Source organism: Streptomyces sp. Tue6028 (assembly GCF_002300165.1).
GTDB lineage: Bacteria > Actinomycetota > Actinomycetes > Streptomycetales > Streptomycetaceae > Streptomyces > Streptomyces siamensis.
In genome coordinates, this window is the sequence record NZ_MLCE01000003.1 from 148,260 (window position 1) to 164,116 (window position 15,857).

Here is a 15,857-nt window from a genome sequence, read left to right on the forward strand (position 1 = left end):
GGCGCCGCCCACGCGGCGCCCGTCCCCGCGGCGCCCGTCCCCGCGGCGCCCGTCCCCGCGGCGCCCGTCCTCTCAGAGCTTGGCGCCGAAGTCCTGCGTCCACCACGGGCCGCCGGACCCCCTGTGGACACCCACGCCGATGTTCTTGAACGAGCAGTTGAGGATGTTGGCGCGGTGGCCGGGGCTGTTCATCCAGGACTCCATCACCGCCTCGGGGGTCTGCTGCCCCTGCGCGATGTTCTCGCCGTACGTGGACCAGCGGTAACCGGCGGCGGTGATGCGCCGGCCGGGGTCGGCACCGTCCGGGTTGGTGTGCTCGAAGAAGTTGCGGGCCGCCATGTCGTCGGAGTGGGCCTGCGCGGCGTCCTCCAGTTGCGGGTCCTCCGTGAGAGGCCCGCAACCGGCGGCCGCACGTTCCTTGTTCACCAGCGCGACCACCTGCGTGACGGTGTTCGTCGGCGCCGACTGCGCCTCGATCGTCCTGGAAGGAGTCGGAGTCGGCCGCGCCGTCTGCCGGGAGGTCGACACGCTCTCCTTGGCGTGGGTCGGGGTCTTGGAAGGGCTGGGCTTCTTCGACGCGGACACTGACGCGGATACGGACGGCGACGGGGAGGCCGACGGTGAACTGTCGGCGGGACCGGACGCGGAGAGGTCCACCACGTGCTGGTCGTCGGGCTGCACGGCGGTCGCCTCGTCGGAGCCGCCGCCGTTCCCCGGGTCCGTGCCGAAGTACCAGAGACCACCGCCCGCGACGCAGACAGCCACCACCGCTCCGCCGACGGCCCGGCGCCGGACACGCCGCTGCCGACGGGCCTCGCTGCGGGAGGTTCCCCGGCCGCGTCCGGCGCGGTGGCGCGCCCCGGCACCCGGCCCGGCGTGGCCGCCGGACGCGCCGAGCGAGGAGGCCGAGCCGACCGGCTCCAACTCCCGGCAGGCGGCGCGCACTCCCTCCAGCAGCGCGGGCGAGGCCGCCACCAGCGCCAGGCCGGCGAGCAGCCCCTCGGCGGGCATCAGCCCGCTCCACAGTCCGGAGCAGTACACGCAGCCGCGGGCGTGCCGGGCTATTCGCTTGCGCCACAGGGCCGAGGGCCGGCCGTCCCAGGAGGCCAACTCGCCCCGCAGTTCCTCGCACGGCGGCTGGGCGTCGAGTGCGCGCACCACCACGCGCGCGGCCTCCAGTTGCGCCTTCATCCGCTGAACGCGGACCGCCGCGTGCTGAGGTGACAGCTCCAGCGCCGCGGCCACCTCGTTGCGGGTCAGTTCGCCGGCGCACTCCAGCCACCACAGCGACAGGAGTCCGCGGTCGTCGGGCTCCAGCCAGCGTGTCGCACGCGCCGTCTCCTGCCGCTGGCCGGACAGCTGGAGCCGCACCATCGTCAGATCCACGAAGTCGGCGCCCGGGTCGGCGAAGTCCTTGGTGTCCTCCACGGCGTCCGGCGCGACCTGCCGGTCCTGCCAGTGCGCCCGGACCTGATTCATCGCGATCGCCACGAGCCAGGAACGGAAGCTCTCGGGGGTGCGCAGGTCCTCGAGCGCGTCGAGAGCGCGGAGCATGGTCTCCTGCACCACGTCGTCGACGTCGACCGAGCCGTTCAGCGCCCGCCCCACGATGTTGTAGACCAGCGGGAGGTACGCGCTGACCAAGGCGTCCTGGGCTTCCGGGTCGCCTTCCCGCGCGGCGGTCACCAGTGCCGTCGACGCCGCCGTGCGCTGTGTGCTCATCAAAACTTCCCCGTCCTCGACTCCGAACGATGCTGTCCGACACATGGGAGACCGCTCGGCGAGCCCCGGATAACAGTTATTCGGTCACTCGTTTCCCGAGAGGTTGTCCGCACGGGCGGGCAATCGCAATGGAGGACGTCACATCGGCGCACTCCGCGGACGAGAATGCCGGTCCCGGTCGGGCGCTCAAAGATGGACGAATTTCTACGACTTGGCGGATAAAGGACGCCCTCCCGGCTCTGCGGGGCGAGCAACGGTGCGGCGGCCACCGGCCACCGGGAGTTCCGCCCCTCGTCCGAGCCGCCGCGGGCCCGTCCCCCGGGTCGTCGCGAGCTCCGGGCCCCGTGCCGGGTTCGGCCGACTGTGCCGGCTGGCGGGACACGGGCTGCGTGACGCGGCTCGCGCCCTCAGTGCACGAGCGCCGCACCACATGGCGGTTGTCGGGGAGCCGGAGTCGCCGGCGATGATGAGCCTCCCCGACGCCTTGGAGATCTGCACGCCGTTCGCCGGGCCCACCTTCCGCAACGAGGTCCCCGCACGCGCGGCTCTGAAGGCTGGCCTGAACCGGCCCACCACCTTCGCGGGACGCCTGGCATGCCCGATCCTGGTGCAGGTCGGCACGAACGACCGCGTCGCGCCTGCCGGCGCGGCGCGCCGGACGGCTCGGAAGGCAGGTCCGTGGGCCCAGCTGCGCGAGTACCCCGTCGACCATCTCGGCGTCTACGCGTGGCCGTGGCAGCAGCGGGTGCTTGCCGATCAGGCCAACTTCCTGCTGAGCGTCCTCACTTGCCCGCGTTCCCCCCGTCACCACCGGGGACGGACGGCACCGGGCTCCGCGCCCGAGGCGGGGCCGACCGCACCTCTTCACCCCTGAAACCACCTTTTCCGTCGAGGAGATGGGCATGAACACGTACGACTACGTCATCGTCGGCGCCGGATCCGCGGGCTGCGTCCTGGCCGCACGTCTGTCGGAGGACCCCGACGTCCGGGTGGCGGTGATCGAGGCGGGCGACCCCGACACCGCGCAGGAGATCCATGTGCCCGCCGCCTTCCCTCAATTGTTCAAGTCCGGCCTCGACTGGGACCTCGACTCCGACCCGGAACCCGGGATCGGCGGCAGGCGGGCCTACCTGCCCCGGGGCAGGATGTTCGGCGGTTCCAGCTCGATGAACGCGATGATCTACATACGCGGAAATCGCGCCGACTACGACGGCTGGGCCGCGGCCGGGGCCACGGGCTGGGGTTACGCCGACGTGCTGCCGTACTTCCGGCGCTCCGAGGACAACCAGCGCGGCGAGGACGAGTTCCACGGCGTGGGCGGGCCGCTGACGGTGAGCGACGGCAGGTCCGGGCACCCGCTCTCCTCGGCCTTCGTGCGGGCCGCCGAGCAGGCGGGGCACAAGGCGAACGACGACTTCAACGGCGAGTCGCAGTTCGGGGTCGGGCGCTACCAGGTGACGCAGCGCGGGGGCCTGCGCTGCAGCACCGCCGTGGCCTATCTCCACCCGGCCCTCGAACGGCCGAACCTCACCGTGCTCTCCTCGGCCCATGCCCACCGTGTCGTGATCGAGGACGGCCGGGCGACCGGCGTGGAGCTGGAGCGGGGCGACACCGTCGAGATCGTCCGCGCCGAGCGTGAGGTGGTCCTGTCCGCGGGCGCCTACGAGTCGCCGAAGCTGCTGATGCTGTCCGGGATCGGACCGGCGGCCACCCTGTCCGCCTTCGGCATCGACGTCGTACGCGATCTGCCGGTCGGCGAGGGTCTGCAGGACCACTACATGACACTGCTGAACTTCCGAACCGACGTCGAGTCGCTGATCGGCGCGGCGAGCGCCGCGAACACCGCGCTGCTGCAGAGCGAGGGCCGCGGCCCGCTGACCTCCAACATCGGCGAGGCCGGCGGCTTCTTCCGCAGCCGGGACGGCCTTGCCGCTCCCGACGTGCAGTTCCACGCCGCGCCCGTGCTCTTCCACCAGGAGGGGCTCGGCGCGGCCACCGAGCACGGTTTCGCCTTCGGCCCCTGTGTGGTCGCCCCGACCAGCCGCGGCGCGGTGACCCTGCGCTCGCCCCGCCCGGACGCCGCGCCCCGGATCGTGCACAACTACCTGACGACGGCAGCGGACCGGGACTGCATCGTCGCCGGGGTCCGGATCGCCCTGGAGATCGCGGCGCAGCGGGCGGTGGCCGACATCGCGACCGGACCGTACGGGGACAGGCCGGACTCCGATTCCGACGCGGACATCCTCGCGTGGGCGAGGCGGTCCGGGCAGACGCTGTACCACCCGACGTCGACCTGTGCCATCGGCTCGGTGGTCGACCCCGAACTGCGGGTGTTCGACATGGCCGGTCTGCGGGTCGTCGACGCCTCGGTGTTCCCGACGGTGCCACGGGGCAACACCAACGCCCCGACGATCATGGCCGCGGAGAAGGCGGCCGACCTCATCAAGGCGGACAACGGCGCAGCGGGAGCCCGACGATGACGACGTCCCCGCCGGCGACCGACCAGGCAGGGGCGATCGACCGGGCCGTCGACGACCTGGCCCGCGGCGAGGCCGCTTGGGCGGCCTGCGACCTGGCCAGCCGTCGCGAACTGCTGGAAGAGGTGCACGCGGCCACCGGTGAGCAGGCGGAGGCGTGGGTGCGTGCGGCCCTCGCCCGGTCCTCGCCGCCCTCGAACTGCTCAGCGGCCCCCGGACGTTCCTCGACGAGGCGGTCCGCGCCGCGAACGAGAAATTCACCGGCACGCTCGGCGTGAACCTGGTCGCGCACCCGCGCACCATGGCCGCACTCGGACCCGCACTGGACGAGGCGGTCGCCGAACTCCGGTACGGCACAGTGGCGTTGAACGCCTGGACCGGAGTCGGCTACCTGACCGCGACCGCGACCTGGGGTGCCTTCCCCGGCCACACCCTCGACGACGTGCAGAGCGGCATCGGCGTCGTGCACAACGCGCTCCTGCTCGACGGACCGGAACGCACCGTCGTACGCGGGCCGTTCCGTCCCGCGCCCCGGTCGATCCTGCACGGGGAGATGGCCATGTCCCCGAAGCCACCATGGTTCGTCGGCAATCGCGCTGCCGCCACCACGGGCCGTCTCCTCACCGGCTTCGCCGCGGCCCCCGGCTGGTCCGCCCTGCCCGCGATCTTCGCGTCCGCGCTGCGCGGCTGACCGGGGTCGTGTCCCCCGCGCATCCGCGGGGGACACGGTGTCCTCGGTGCCCGGGCCACCGGCGTGGTCAGTGCGGAGGACGCCGCCGTTGGGACAGTCGTGAATTCCGACGGCGGCCGTCAGCGGCACGCAGGGCGTTCCGATGTGTCCGGCACCGCGCCGGGGCCGGGAGTGTCGATCTTCATCGCGACGGCCGCCTTGCGGGTGGCGGTGGTGTGGCTCCCCGGACACCTCGGGAGGGTTCGACACGGTGACGGTGGCGACTCCGTCGTCCGCCCTGGGTGGTGGTTGACTTCGGGGGTGACGTTTCGGCGGCGGCCCCGACGGGGACTGCTCCGGCACGTCGAGCCGGTCGTGGCGGACCGCGCCTTGTCTTCCTTCAGGGCCTCGGCCTCGCTCGCACGCGCGGGCCGGAACGGGATCGGCACCACGTCGGGAGGACGACATGGGCAGGACACGGGTGACGAGCCCGGGCGCCGGGCCGGCCGGACGGCTGCTCGCCCGGTGCGCCCTCCTGGCGGCCGTCGCCGCCGCGGTGGTCCTCCTGGTCGCGCTGGGAGCGGGCGGGTTGCTCATCGTCGGGGCGGGGCTTCTCGGGCTGATCGTCTGCGCGGCCGGCGGCTGGTGGTTCCTGGCGCACCGGGGCGCGGTGCGGCTGTTCGGGGCCGTCGTCGCGGTCGCCGCGCCCGTCGGCGTCCTGGTGGTGTTCGCGCACGGCGGCCTGTGGCTGACGGCACTTGCCTCGACCCTGTGCTGGACCACGGCCCTGGCCTGCGGCCGGTCCGCGCTGCGCAGGGCGCGTCCGCCACGGTCGCAGCGCCCCGTCCCCGCGCCCCGCCCGAGGCGGGCGGTCATCGTCATGAACCCGAAGTCCGGTGACGGCAAGGTCGGCCGATTCGGTCTCGCCGAGCGCGCGGCGGAGCTCGGGGCGCGGGTGATCCTGCTCGACCCCTCCGCCCCGGCCGATGTCGCCGCGCTGGCCCGTCAGGCCGTGGCCGAGGGCGCCGATCTGCTCGGCGTCGCGGGCGGCGACGGCACCCAGGCGCTGGTCGCGGCGGTCGCCGCCGAGCACGACCTGCCCTTCCTCGTCGTCTCCGCCGGTACCCGCAACCACTTCGCCATGGACCTCGGCCTCGACCGGTCCGACCCGGCCCGCTGCCTCGACGCGCTCACGGACGGCGAGGAGATCCGGGTCGACCTGGGCGACGTCGCCGGCCGCGCCTTCGTCAACACGGTGTCGTTCGGTGTGTACGCGGACATCGTGCAGAGCCCCGAGTACCGCGACGCCAAGGCGGCCACCGCGCTGAACCTCATGCCGGATCTGCTGGCGGGCGACCAGGCACGGAGGCTCGACGCGCGGGTCGACGACACCGTGCTCTCCTCCCAGCAGGCGCTGCTCGTCAGCAACAACCCGTACGTCTCCCCCGAGGAACTCGGTGGCGCCGGACGCAGAGCACGGCTCGACGGCGGTGAACTGGGCGTACTGGCAGTGCGGGTGGAGGGCGCGGCGCAGGCCGCCGACGTGGCCGTGCGGGGCACACAGGCGGAGGGTCTGACCGTCATGAGCGCGCATCGGGTCGAGGTGACCTCCGACGAGGACACGATCCCGGTGGCGGTGGACGGTGAGGCTCTGCGGATGCCCACGCCGGTCGTGTGCTCGCTGCGCGCCGGCGCCCTGCGGGTCCTGGTGCCGCGCGACCGCCCGGGTGTGGCGGTTCCCGCACCGCCCGTGAACTGGCGGCGGCTCGTCGACCTCGCGTTCACGCCCACGGAGCGCAGGCCCCCGGGAGCGACCCGCACCTGACCGGAGCTCGGCCCCGGCCGCCGATCCCGCCGGGGCATGGCTGCGCACCGGTGCCCCGGCCGGAGCTCGGCAGTTGTGGCTGCTACGGTCTCGAACCACGTTCGAGACCGCTCGGACGCGAGGCTCGGACGATTGCCGGATCGAAGGGCGGGACGGTCGCGAGCATGCACTCCAGGGGATACACGGCGGTGGAATACGGTGAGGTCACCGTGCTCGTGGGCGCCCGGCAGGGCGCCTACCCGTACGGCAACTCGCTGCTCGTGCGAGGCACCTCCGCATCACTGCTCATCGACCCTTCGCTGTCGCTCGTCGGGGACGCGCCGGCCGTGGACGGGGTCCTCGTGAGTCACGCGCACGAGGACCACATCGCCGGCCTCGCGGGCTACGACGTGCCGGTCCACACCCATCTCAGTGACCTCGACGCGGTGCGATCCCGCGAGGTCATGGTCGCCGGGTTCGGCATCCCGTCCGACGCGGTCGAGGCCTTCGACAGGAGGCTGCGCGACGAGTTCCACGTGGAGGGACGTCCGGACGCGCTGGGGTTCGAGGACGGCGCGACGTTCGACCTCGGCGGGCGCACGGTGAGCGTCGTGCACCTCCCCGGTCACACGGCGGGCCACAGCGGCTTCCTGATCGAGCCGGACGGCTTCCTCTTCACCGCGGACATCGACCTGACGTCCTTCGGCCCGTTCTACGGCGACCTCGGCAGCGACGTCGAGGCCTTCGAGGCGTCGATCCGCCGCTGCCGGGAGATCGACGCGCGCTGGTACGGCACCTCTCACCAGAAGGGCGTGATCGAGGGCGCCGCGGAGTTCCGACGGCGCCTGGACGCGTTCGCCGGCGTCGTCGAGCGGCGGGAGGCGGCGCTGCTCTCGTTCCTCGGCGAGCCGCGGACCGTCGACGAGATCGCGGAGCACAGGCTCGTCTATCGCCCGCACGTCGAGGGACCGCACGTGCGGCCGGTGGAACGACGGACGGCGGTCCAGCACCTGGACCGGCTGATCGGACGAGGCCTGGTCGAGAAGGTGGAGCCCGAGCGCTTCCGGGCGGCCTGACCCCTTGCGCGGCAGCACGTACGTGCCGCACCGAGCCCTGATCGAAGCGGCGATCACGCGACACGGCACCTCTCTGGGCACCGCCGTCCATCACCGGGTTCACCGTCCTACCCGGTCCCGCTCTCCAGCCGGATTCAAGGGCCTACTGGGACCGCCGCGACGCCGAGCCTGCGGACGAATTCCCGGCGGTGACACAGCGTGAGCCGGCGCCACATACGGTTGATCGGGCATAGACGGTTCACCTGAGCGGATGAAATCGCCTAAGTTGTTCTAATTAGGTTGGATGCGATGAATGTAGACCGCTGTAGGTCCATATCCGATCGCATACGGCTCAGCGGTTACCCAAGCGGTGAGCGGAGGCGACAGTCGACAGTGGTGAACACTAGAGGCGGCGACGCGGAGAACACCGACTCGTCCATACCCCACGTCCCCCGTCCGCTGCGCCAGACGCACGACCTGCGGACCCTACAGGCCGTACTGCCCATGGACCGACACCGCATACGCATGCTGCTGCTCGATGCCGTCGACGAGGACCGGCGCGATGTCGACGTGCTGCTGACCGCGCTCCAGCAGGCGGTGGCCGAGGTGCACGGCCTGGGCGGCATGGTGCATCTCCCGGGCGGCGGCATGAGCGGCATCCTCTACCTGGTCGCCGACAGTGGCCTGCCGGAGTCGATGACCCGGCCCTGGCTCATCATCCCGGTACGGGGCACGGCGCCGCCCAGCAAGGCAGCCCGCAACGACACCGTCGCCTGGCAGCCCGACCTGGCCCCGCCCGACCCGGTGCCGGGCCGCGACCCTGCCGCCATGTGGCCCGCCCGGCTCACCGCCGGAATCGGTCACCTGGCCGTCCCCATCGCGGGAGGCGGCTCGCGCCGCGGTGCGCTCTCCGTCCTCTTCGCACCGGGCGCCACGGTCGGCGCGGCGGAGCGCGCGTTTCTGAGCGAGGTCGCGGCCTGGATGTCCGAGAGGCTCAAGTCGTCCGGGATCCTCAACCCGTCCCCCACGCTGCTGCGCGCCCTGGAGAACGAGCCGGAACCCCGGGATGCCGCCTCCCCGTGGGACGACGGGGAAAGGGCGCCCATCCTCACGTACACCTGGGACCTGCGCACCGGTGCGCTGACCTCCGACACGCCCGTCGAGGAGGTGCTGCCCGGCATCGATCCGGAGGTGATGGGCGGCGGCATCGAGGCGTGGGCGGAGCTGATCCACCCGGACGACCTGCCGAGTGCGGTGGCCGGCTTCGACACGGGCATCCAGCTGCGCGGCGGCTTCCAGAACGAGTACCGGATCCGTCGCCAGGACGGCACATACATCTGGATCGAAGCCGGAGCCAGGACGATCACCGACGCGGAGGGGACGCCGGTGAAGGTGATCGGCACCCTTCGGGACAGCAGTGAGACCCATGCCGCCGCCGAGTCGGTGGGGCGGGCGCTGCGGCACATGAGTGACGGCTTCGTGTCCCTGGACTCGGACTGGCGCATCGGATTTCTCAATCAGGCCGCCGAACGGCTCCTGGGCGCCGCGGGAGATGTGGCCGGAGCCGTGCTCTGGGACATTCCCGCGGTGCGTGCCGTGCCGGGGCTGGAGCAGCGGTGCCGGGCCACGGCGGCCGAGGGCCGGCCGGCCGGGTTCGACGTACCCGGTTCGGACGGGGCGTCCTGGTACCACCTGCGGCTGGTGCCGGTGCCGGAAGGCCTCACGCTCTACATCACCGACACCACCGAGCGGCATCTGCGGGAGGCCGAACGCGTCGCCGCGGAGCGGGCGGCCGCGGAGCGCGCTTCCCTGGTGCAGCAGATCACTCGGGAGCTGGCCGAGGCCGTCACGGCCCAGGACGTGATGACGGCGGTGGCCGACGTCGTGATGGCCCCCCTCGGGGCCAGCGGACTCATCATGCTCGGCGTGGTCGGCGACCGGCTGGACGTGATCGGCTCCCAGGGGTATTCGGACCACTTCACCCGACTGCTGGACGGGCAGTGGACGCTGCGGGACACCACGAGCCCGGTGGTGGACGCCCTGCGGACCCGCACGCCCCTCTGTGTGTCCTCCCCCGAGGAGTTCCTGAAGCGGTACCCGGGGACCGAGATCCTGATCAAGGAGGGCGGCAAGCAGGCGTGGGCCTTCCTGCCGTTGGCCGTATCGGGGCGCGGGATCGGCGCGGCGGTGATCGGCTTCCAGGAGCCGCGCGTGCTGGACGACGACGAACAAACACTGCTGACCGCGCTCAGCGGACTGATCGCACAGGCCCTTGAGCGGGCCGGGCTCTACGACGACGCGACGACCCGGGCCCGTACGCTCCAGCGCAGCCTGCTTCCGCAGGCACTCCCCGAGCTGCCCGAGGTGACGACGGCGGCGCGCTATCAGTCGGCCAAGCAGGGAGCCGACGTCGGTGGCGACTGGTACGACGTGATCCCGCTCTCCGCGGCCCGGGTGGCGCTCGTGATCGGCGACGTGATGGGCCACGGCATGGCCGAGGCCGCCACCATGGGCAGGCTCCGCACCGCCGTCCGCACGCTGTCCGAGCTGGAGCTGCCGCCCGACGAGATCCTCGGCCACCTCAACGACATCGTCGGCGAACTGGGCACCGATGCCTTCGTGACCTGTCTGTACGGCATCTACGACCCTGTGACCCGGTGTCTGTCGTACGCCAGCGCCGGTCAGCCGCCCCCGGCGGTGGCCCACCCCGACGGCACCGTCACCTTCTTGTCGATGACCCCCGACCCACCGCTGGGCGTGGCCGCTCCGCCCTTCGAGACCCGCGAGACCCTGCTGCCCGCCGACAGCCTGCTCGCCCTCTACAGCGACGGCCTGGTCGAGAGCAAGGACAGGGACGTCACCACCGGCATGAACCGCCTCGCCGAGCTGCTCCGCGAGTCCGTGCAGGCCATGCCGGACTCGACGGCGGACGCGTCCGACCTGGACGTCCTGTGTGCCGCCCTCACCTCCGCGCTCCTCCCCGCCCACGGCGCGTTGATCGACGACGCCGCCCTGCTGCTGGTCCGCACCCACTCGCTGGACGCGGAGAACGTCGCCGAGTGGACGTTGCCCGAGGACCCGGTCGCTGCGGGCCAGGCCCGCACCCTGGCCCGCGCCCAGCTCTCCGACTGGGACCTCGCCGACGAGGACCTGATCATGACCACCGAACTCCTGGTCAGCGAGCTGGTCGGGAACGTCGTCCGGCACGCCTATGGGCCCATCCGGCTGCGTATGCTCCGCAGCCGCGCACTGATCTGCGAGGTCTCCGACGCCAGTCTGACCACACCGCACATCCGCCACTCCTCCGCCACCGACGAGGGCGGCCGCGGCCTGCAGCTCATCTCCGCGCTCTGCCAGCGCTGGGGCACCCGCCACACCCGCACCGGCAAGTCCATCTGGACCGAACAGCCCCTCCCCAGCGCCTCGGCCTGATCATTGCGCCGAGGCGGCGCTCCTTTCGTCGACCTTCGAGGCCCTGAACCGCCCTTCCCTGAGACGGCATGGGGGTTGCACGCACAGACCGCCCCCGAAGTATGTTGTCCCACCACATGTGCGCCCGACCTGCGTGTTCCTACCGTGTGCCGACACGTACCCGTCCCCACCGCACACGAGGAAGTGGCGCACATGGCCTCCGCAGCAACCGCTCCCCCATCCCCGGGCACTCCCGCCAATCTCAAGCGCATCGTCGCCGCGAGCCTCATCGGCACGACCATCGAGTGGTACGACTTCTTCCTCTACGGCTCCGCCGCCGCCCTGGTGTTCAACAAGCTCTTCTTCCCTGACTCCGACCCGCTCGTCGGCACGCTGCTCTCGTTCCTGACGTACGCGGTGGGGTTCGCGGCCCGGCCCATCGGCGCGCTCGTCTTCGGGCACTACGGCGACCGGCTCGGGCGCAAGAAGCTGCTGGTGATCAGCCTGTTGATGATGGGCGGAGCGACGTTCGCGATCGGACTGCTGCCCACGCACGCCACGGTCGGCTCGGCCGCACCGGTGCTGCTGACCACGCTGCGCCTGGTGCAGGGATTCGCGCTGGGCGGCGAATGGGGCGGCGCCGTCCTGCTGGTGTCCGAGCACGGAGACGCCAAGCGCCGCGGCTTCTGGGCCTCGTGGCCGCAGACCGGCGCGCCGGCGGGGCAGCTCCTGGCCACCGGTGTGCTGTCGCTGCTCACCGCCACCCTGTCCGACGACGCGTTCGGCTCCTGGGGCTGGCGCGTCCCGTTCCTGCTCTCAGGCCTCCTGGTGATGGTCGGTTTGTGGATACGTCTTTCGGTCGATGAATCCCCGGTGTTCAAGCAGGCGTTGGCGCAGGCCGAGGCCCGCAAGGCGGCCACCTCGGACGACTCGGAGGTGGAGAAGCTGCCGCTGGTCGCGGTACTGCGGCACCACTGGCGGGACGTGATCATCGCGATGGGCGCCCGGATGGCGGAGAACATCAGCTACTACGTGATCACCGCCTTCGTCCTCGTGTACGCGACGACCGCCGCGGACGTCTCCAAGCAGACGGCACTGAACGCCGTACTCATCGCGTCCGCCGTGCACTTCGCGGTGATTCCGGCCTGGGGCGCGCTCTCGGACCGGATCGGCCGCAGGCCCGTCTATCTGCTGGGCGCCGCCGGCGTCGGGCTGTGGGCCTTCCCCTTCTTCTCGCTCGTGGACACCGGCAGCTTCGGGAACCTGATCCTCGCCATCACGGTCGGCCTGGTGCTGCACGGCGCGATGTACGCGCCGCAGGCGGCCTTCTTCTCCGAGATGTTCGCGACGCGGATGCGCTACTCCGGCGCCTCCATCGGCGCGCAGTTCGCCTCGGTCGCCGCCGGTGCGCCCGCGCCCCTCATCGCCACCGCGCTGCTCGACTCCACCGGCGGCTCCACCATGATCTCCCTGTACGTGATCGCGGCGGCCGTCCTGACGCTGGTCGCGGTGGGCTGTGCCAAGGAGACCAGGCACCGCGATCTGGCCGATGTGGACGCGCCGGTCGAGAACCGTCCCGCCGCGGCGGAGAAGGCGGACGCCCGCACCGCCTGAGCCTCCGGCCCGGTCCTCGCACCGCGCCGAAGGGAAACCCTTCGCTGACCCCCGTGCGCGCGACGCGCACGGGGGTCAGCGCCGTGCGGTGGTCGACAACCGGTGCAGCCGCAGGGCGAGTTGGATCTCCAGGGCGCGCGCGGGGCTCTGCCAGTCGTCCCCCAGCAGCCGTCCGACCCGCTCCAGCCGCTGCGCCACCGTGTTCACATGCACATGCAGGTCGTCCTTCGTGCGGGCCGGGCTCATGCCGCACGCGAAATAGGCGTCCATGGTGCGCAGCAGATCGGTCCCGCGGCGTTCGTCGTAGTCCACGACGCTTCCGATGGTGCGCTCGACGAATCCCGAGATGTCCCGGTCCCCGGCCAGAAGCAGTCCCAGGAAGCCGAAGTCCTCGGCGGCCGCGCCGTCCCCGGTGCGGCCGAGCAGCCGCAGGGCCTCCAGACAGCGCTGCCCCTCCGCGTACGCCGACGCCACCGCTTCGGGGCGGGCGGCGAGTTGCTCGACGGGCGCGGAGGCGCCCACGGTGACCCCTTCGCTCACCGCGCCGCCGAGGTGCCGCGCCGTACGCCGGGCCAGGTCCGTCGCGGTGTCACCGGTCTCCAGGGGAAGCAGCAGTACGGTGCCGCCGTCCCGGGCGGCGGCCAGTCCGTGCCGGGTGGTGGCGAGATGGGAGGCGGCCGCCCACAGGCGTCTGCGTCCGGCCGCCTCGCGGTCGGCGTCCAGGGCGGCGGTGTCCAGCCGGGCGGCCAGCACGACATGGGGCCGGTCGAGATCGGCCTGGAGTCGGGCGGCCCGCTCGCGCAGCAGACGCGGATCGCGGTCACGCGCGTCCAGCAGGTCGTCCAGCAGCTCGCCCCTGACGCGCTGCTCGGCGTCGGACGCCGAGCGCCGGGCGAGCAGAAGGAGCGAGGTGACCATCGCCGCGCGCTCCAGGGTGCGCTGGTCGACCGGGTCCAGGCCCGGATGCCCGTGCAGCACCAGCGCGCCGAGCAGCTCGCCACCGGCGGCGACCGCGGCGACCCAGTCGTCCTTGTGCCGCACGGCGTGGCCGTCGGCGCGGGACGCCTCCACCGCGGCGGCCGGTGCCTCGTCCGCCTCGGCGAACTCGACGGCACCGTCGAGGACCTCCGACACGGCGGCGGCCACGTCGTGCACTCCGCCACCGCGCAGCACGAGCTCGGCGAGCCGGTCGTGGATGTCCGACGCCCGCTCGATCACTCCGCTGCGGTCCCTGATGATCTCGTGGGCGCGGCCGAGGCGGTCCAGTGCGGAACGGGTCTCCGCGAGCCGGTTCGCCGTGTCGATGGCGGCGGCGGCCAGGGCCGCGAACGAGCCGAGCAGGGCGATCTGCTCGCGCTCGAACACCCGCGCACGGCGGTCCGCGGCGAACAGGACGCCGATGACCTGGGAACCGATCATCAGCGGCACACCGAGGATCGCGACGAGTCCTTCGTCCCGCACGCCCGCGTCGATGGTGTGGGTGTGCTGGAAGCGCGCGTCCTTGAAGTAGTCGTCGGTGACATAGGGACGGGCGGTCTGCGCGACGAGCCCGCCGAGGCCCTCACCCATGCCGAGGCGCAGCTGCTGGAAGCGCGCGGCGACCGAGCCCTCGGTGACTCTCATATAGGTGTCGCCGCGGTCCGAGTCGTTCAGGCTGAGGTAGGCGACGTCGGTGCTCAGCAGTGAGCGGGCCCGCTGGACGATCGCCTGCAGCACGGCATCGAGGTCGCGCAGGCCCGCCAGGTCGTGCGCCGTCTCGAACAGCGCCGAGAGCTCGGCCTCCCGTCGGCGCCGGCCCTCCATGTCCGAGCGCACGCGCAGGGCGAGCAGCCGGGCCCGGTCGAGCGCGGCGACGCGCTCGGCGGACCGGCCCTCGGCGCGGGCGAGCAGCACCGGCTGCTCGTACGCGTCGGCGGACGCGCCGCGAGCCAGGAGCTCCAGGAACGGCGCCTCGGCGCTGTCGGCGAAGGACTCGACGGAGGGGACGTGATCGCGGGACATGGTCACAGGATTGCGCATCTCGGGGCCGGTGCCACCGGCCTGTGGACAACTCCCGGCCCGCACCGGACACCGGCCGGTCGCGACCGGCACGGCTCGGCTCGGGTCGCTGCCCGCGACCGGCGGCCGGCGGCGCGCGGGGCGCTACGGCAGGCGGCCGGCAGCGCGGACAGCGGTGCGGACGGTGCTCCGGCCTGCGTCGGACGGCACGGGTGGCGGTGCGGCCGGCGTGCGGGAGCGGGAATCACGGTTCAGTGGGCGGTCCAGCCCCCGTCCAGCACCAGGGACGTACCGGTGATGAAAGCCGCCTGCGGGCTGCACAGATAGGCCACCGCCTCGGCGACCTCCTCCGGTTCGATCAGCCGCTTGACCGCGCTGTCCTGGAGCAGCACCTCGCTGAGGACCTGCTCGCGCGGGATCCCGTGCGCCCGCGCCTGATCGGCGAGCTGCTTCTCCACCAAGGGGGTCCGCACGTAAGCGGGGTTCACGCAGTTCGAGGTGACCCCGTGAGGCGCGCCCTCGAGCGCGGTGGTCTTGGAGAGCCCTTCGAGTCCGTGCTTCGCGGCCACATAGGCCGACTTGAACGCCGAGGCGCGCAGCCCGTGGACCGAGGAGACGTTGACGACGCGGCCCCAGCCCTGCCCGTACATGTGGGGCAGGGCGCCGCGGATGAGCCGGAACGGCGCCTCCAGCATCACGGTGAGCACGGTGTGGAAGACGTCGGGCGGAAACTCCTCGATCGGGCGCACCAGTTGCAGTCCGGCGTTGTTGACCAGGACGTCGGTGCCCGCCGCGGCCTGTTCCGCCGCGTCGAGGTCGGTGAGGTCGAGGACGTGCGGCTCGACGGTTCCGGCGAGGCCGTGTGCGTGCTCGGCGAGCACATCCAGGCCCGCGGAGTCCCGGTCCACCGCTCTGACCTTGGCTCCGGCGGCGGCCAGCCGCAGCGCGCAGGCGCGGCCGATGCCGCCCGCGGCGCCGGTGACGAGCGCGGTGCGGCCGCCGAGATCGAGTGCGGGGGCGTGGGGGCCCTGGTGGGCGCTGGGCGCGGTCATGACTTGACCCTAGGCAGCACCCACGCGCCGACCGATGTGGTCACCACACACAGT

Annotated in this window: 10 protein-coding genes and 1 pseudogene; 8 read left to right on the plus strand and 3 right to left on the minus strand. The window is 72.5% G+C overall.

All coding sequences use genetic code 11. The annotated features are described in order from the left end of the window. Window positions 1-72 precede the first annotated feature (72 nt). Window positions 73-1,722 carry a sigma-70 family RNA polymerase sigma factor gene (locus tag BKI49_RS02595; RefSeq protein WP_095932531.1) on the minus strand — a complete coding sequence of 550 codons (1,650 nt, stop codon included), beginning with the start codon at window positions 1,720-1,722 and terminating at the stop codon, window positions 73-75. Between the two features lie 430 nt (window positions 1,723-2,152). Here BKI49_RS02595 and BKI49_RS02600 point away from each other — a divergent pair, with 430 nt between their 5' ends. The 8 genes and pseudogenes from BKI49_RS02600 (at window position 2,153) to BKI49_RS02630 (ending at window position 12,753) form a co-directional block, all read left to right on the plus strand. Continuing rightward, a complete protein-coding gene (locus BKI49_RS02600) occupies window positions 2,153-2,596 on the plus strand; it encodes an alpha/beta fold hydrolase (protein ID WP_179332302.1) in 444 nt (147 codons plus the stop codon). Between the two features lie 28 nt (window positions 2,597-2,624). Next, entirely contained in the window at window positions 2,625-4,202 is a 1,578-nt protein-coding gene (locus BKI49_RS02605; protein WP_095932532.1) for a GMC family oxidoreductase, read from the plus strand. Window positions 4,203-4,356: 154 nt separating this feature from the next. Next, entirely contained in the window at window positions 4,357-4,890 is a 534-nt protein-coding gene (locus BKI49_RS02610) for a hypothetical protein (RefSeq protein ID WP_257004586.1), read from the plus strand. A 144-nt stretch (window positions 4,891-5,034) separates the two neighbouring features. Beyond that, a pseudogene (locus BKI49_RS36265) lies at window positions 5,035-5,124 on the plus strand (DUF1345 domain-containing protein); the annotation flags it as partial. Window positions 5,125-5,335: 211 nt separating this feature from the next. After that, window positions 5,336-6,694 (plus strand): diacylglycerol/lipid kinase family protein, encoded by a 1,359-nt coding sequence (locus BKI49_RS02615; protein WP_095932533.1) that lies wholly within the window; start codon window positions 5,336-5,338, stop codon window positions 6,692-6,694. Window positions 6,695-6,858: 164 nt separating this feature from the next. Continuing rightward, window positions 6,859-7,749 (plus strand): MBL fold metallo-hydrolase, encoded by an 891-nt coding sequence (locus BKI49_RS02620; RefSeq protein ID WP_095932534.1) that lies wholly within the window; start codon window positions 6,859-6,861, stop codon window positions 7,747-7,749. 375 nt (window positions 7,750-8,124) lie between these two features. Further along, window positions 8,125-11,160 (plus strand): SpoIIE family protein phosphatase, encoded by a 3,036-nt coding sequence (locus BKI49_RS02625; protein WP_257004587.1) that lies wholly within the window; start codon window positions 8,125-8,127, stop codon window positions 11,158-11,160. A 192-nt stretch (window positions 11,161-11,352) separates the two neighbouring features. Continuing rightward, window positions 11,353-12,753 (plus strand): MFS transporter, encoded by a 1,401-nt coding sequence (locus BKI49_RS02630; RefSeq protein ID WP_095932535.1) that lies wholly within the window; start codon window positions 11,353-11,355, stop codon window positions 12,751-12,753. A 75-nt stretch (window positions 12,754-12,828) separates the two neighbouring features. Here the strand turns inward: BKI49_RS02630 and BKI49_RS02635 are convergent, their stop codons facing one another. Both BKI49_RS02635 and BKI49_RS02640 read right to left on the minus strand, forming a co-directional pair. Further along, complete coding sequence (locus BKI49_RS02635; RefSeq protein WP_095932613.1) at window positions 12,829-14,754, minus strand: helix-turn-helix domain-containing protein; 1,926 nt, start codon at window positions 14,752-14,754, stop codon at window positions 12,829-12,831. Window positions 14,755-15,002: 248 nt separating this feature from the next. Continuing rightward, window positions 15,003-15,803 (minus strand): 3-hydroxybutyrate dehydrogenase, encoded by an 801-nt coding sequence (locus BKI49_RS02640; protein WP_095932536.1) that lies wholly within the window; start codon window positions 15,801-15,803, stop codon window positions 15,003-15,005. Window positions 15,804-15,857: the final 54 nt, after the last annotated feature.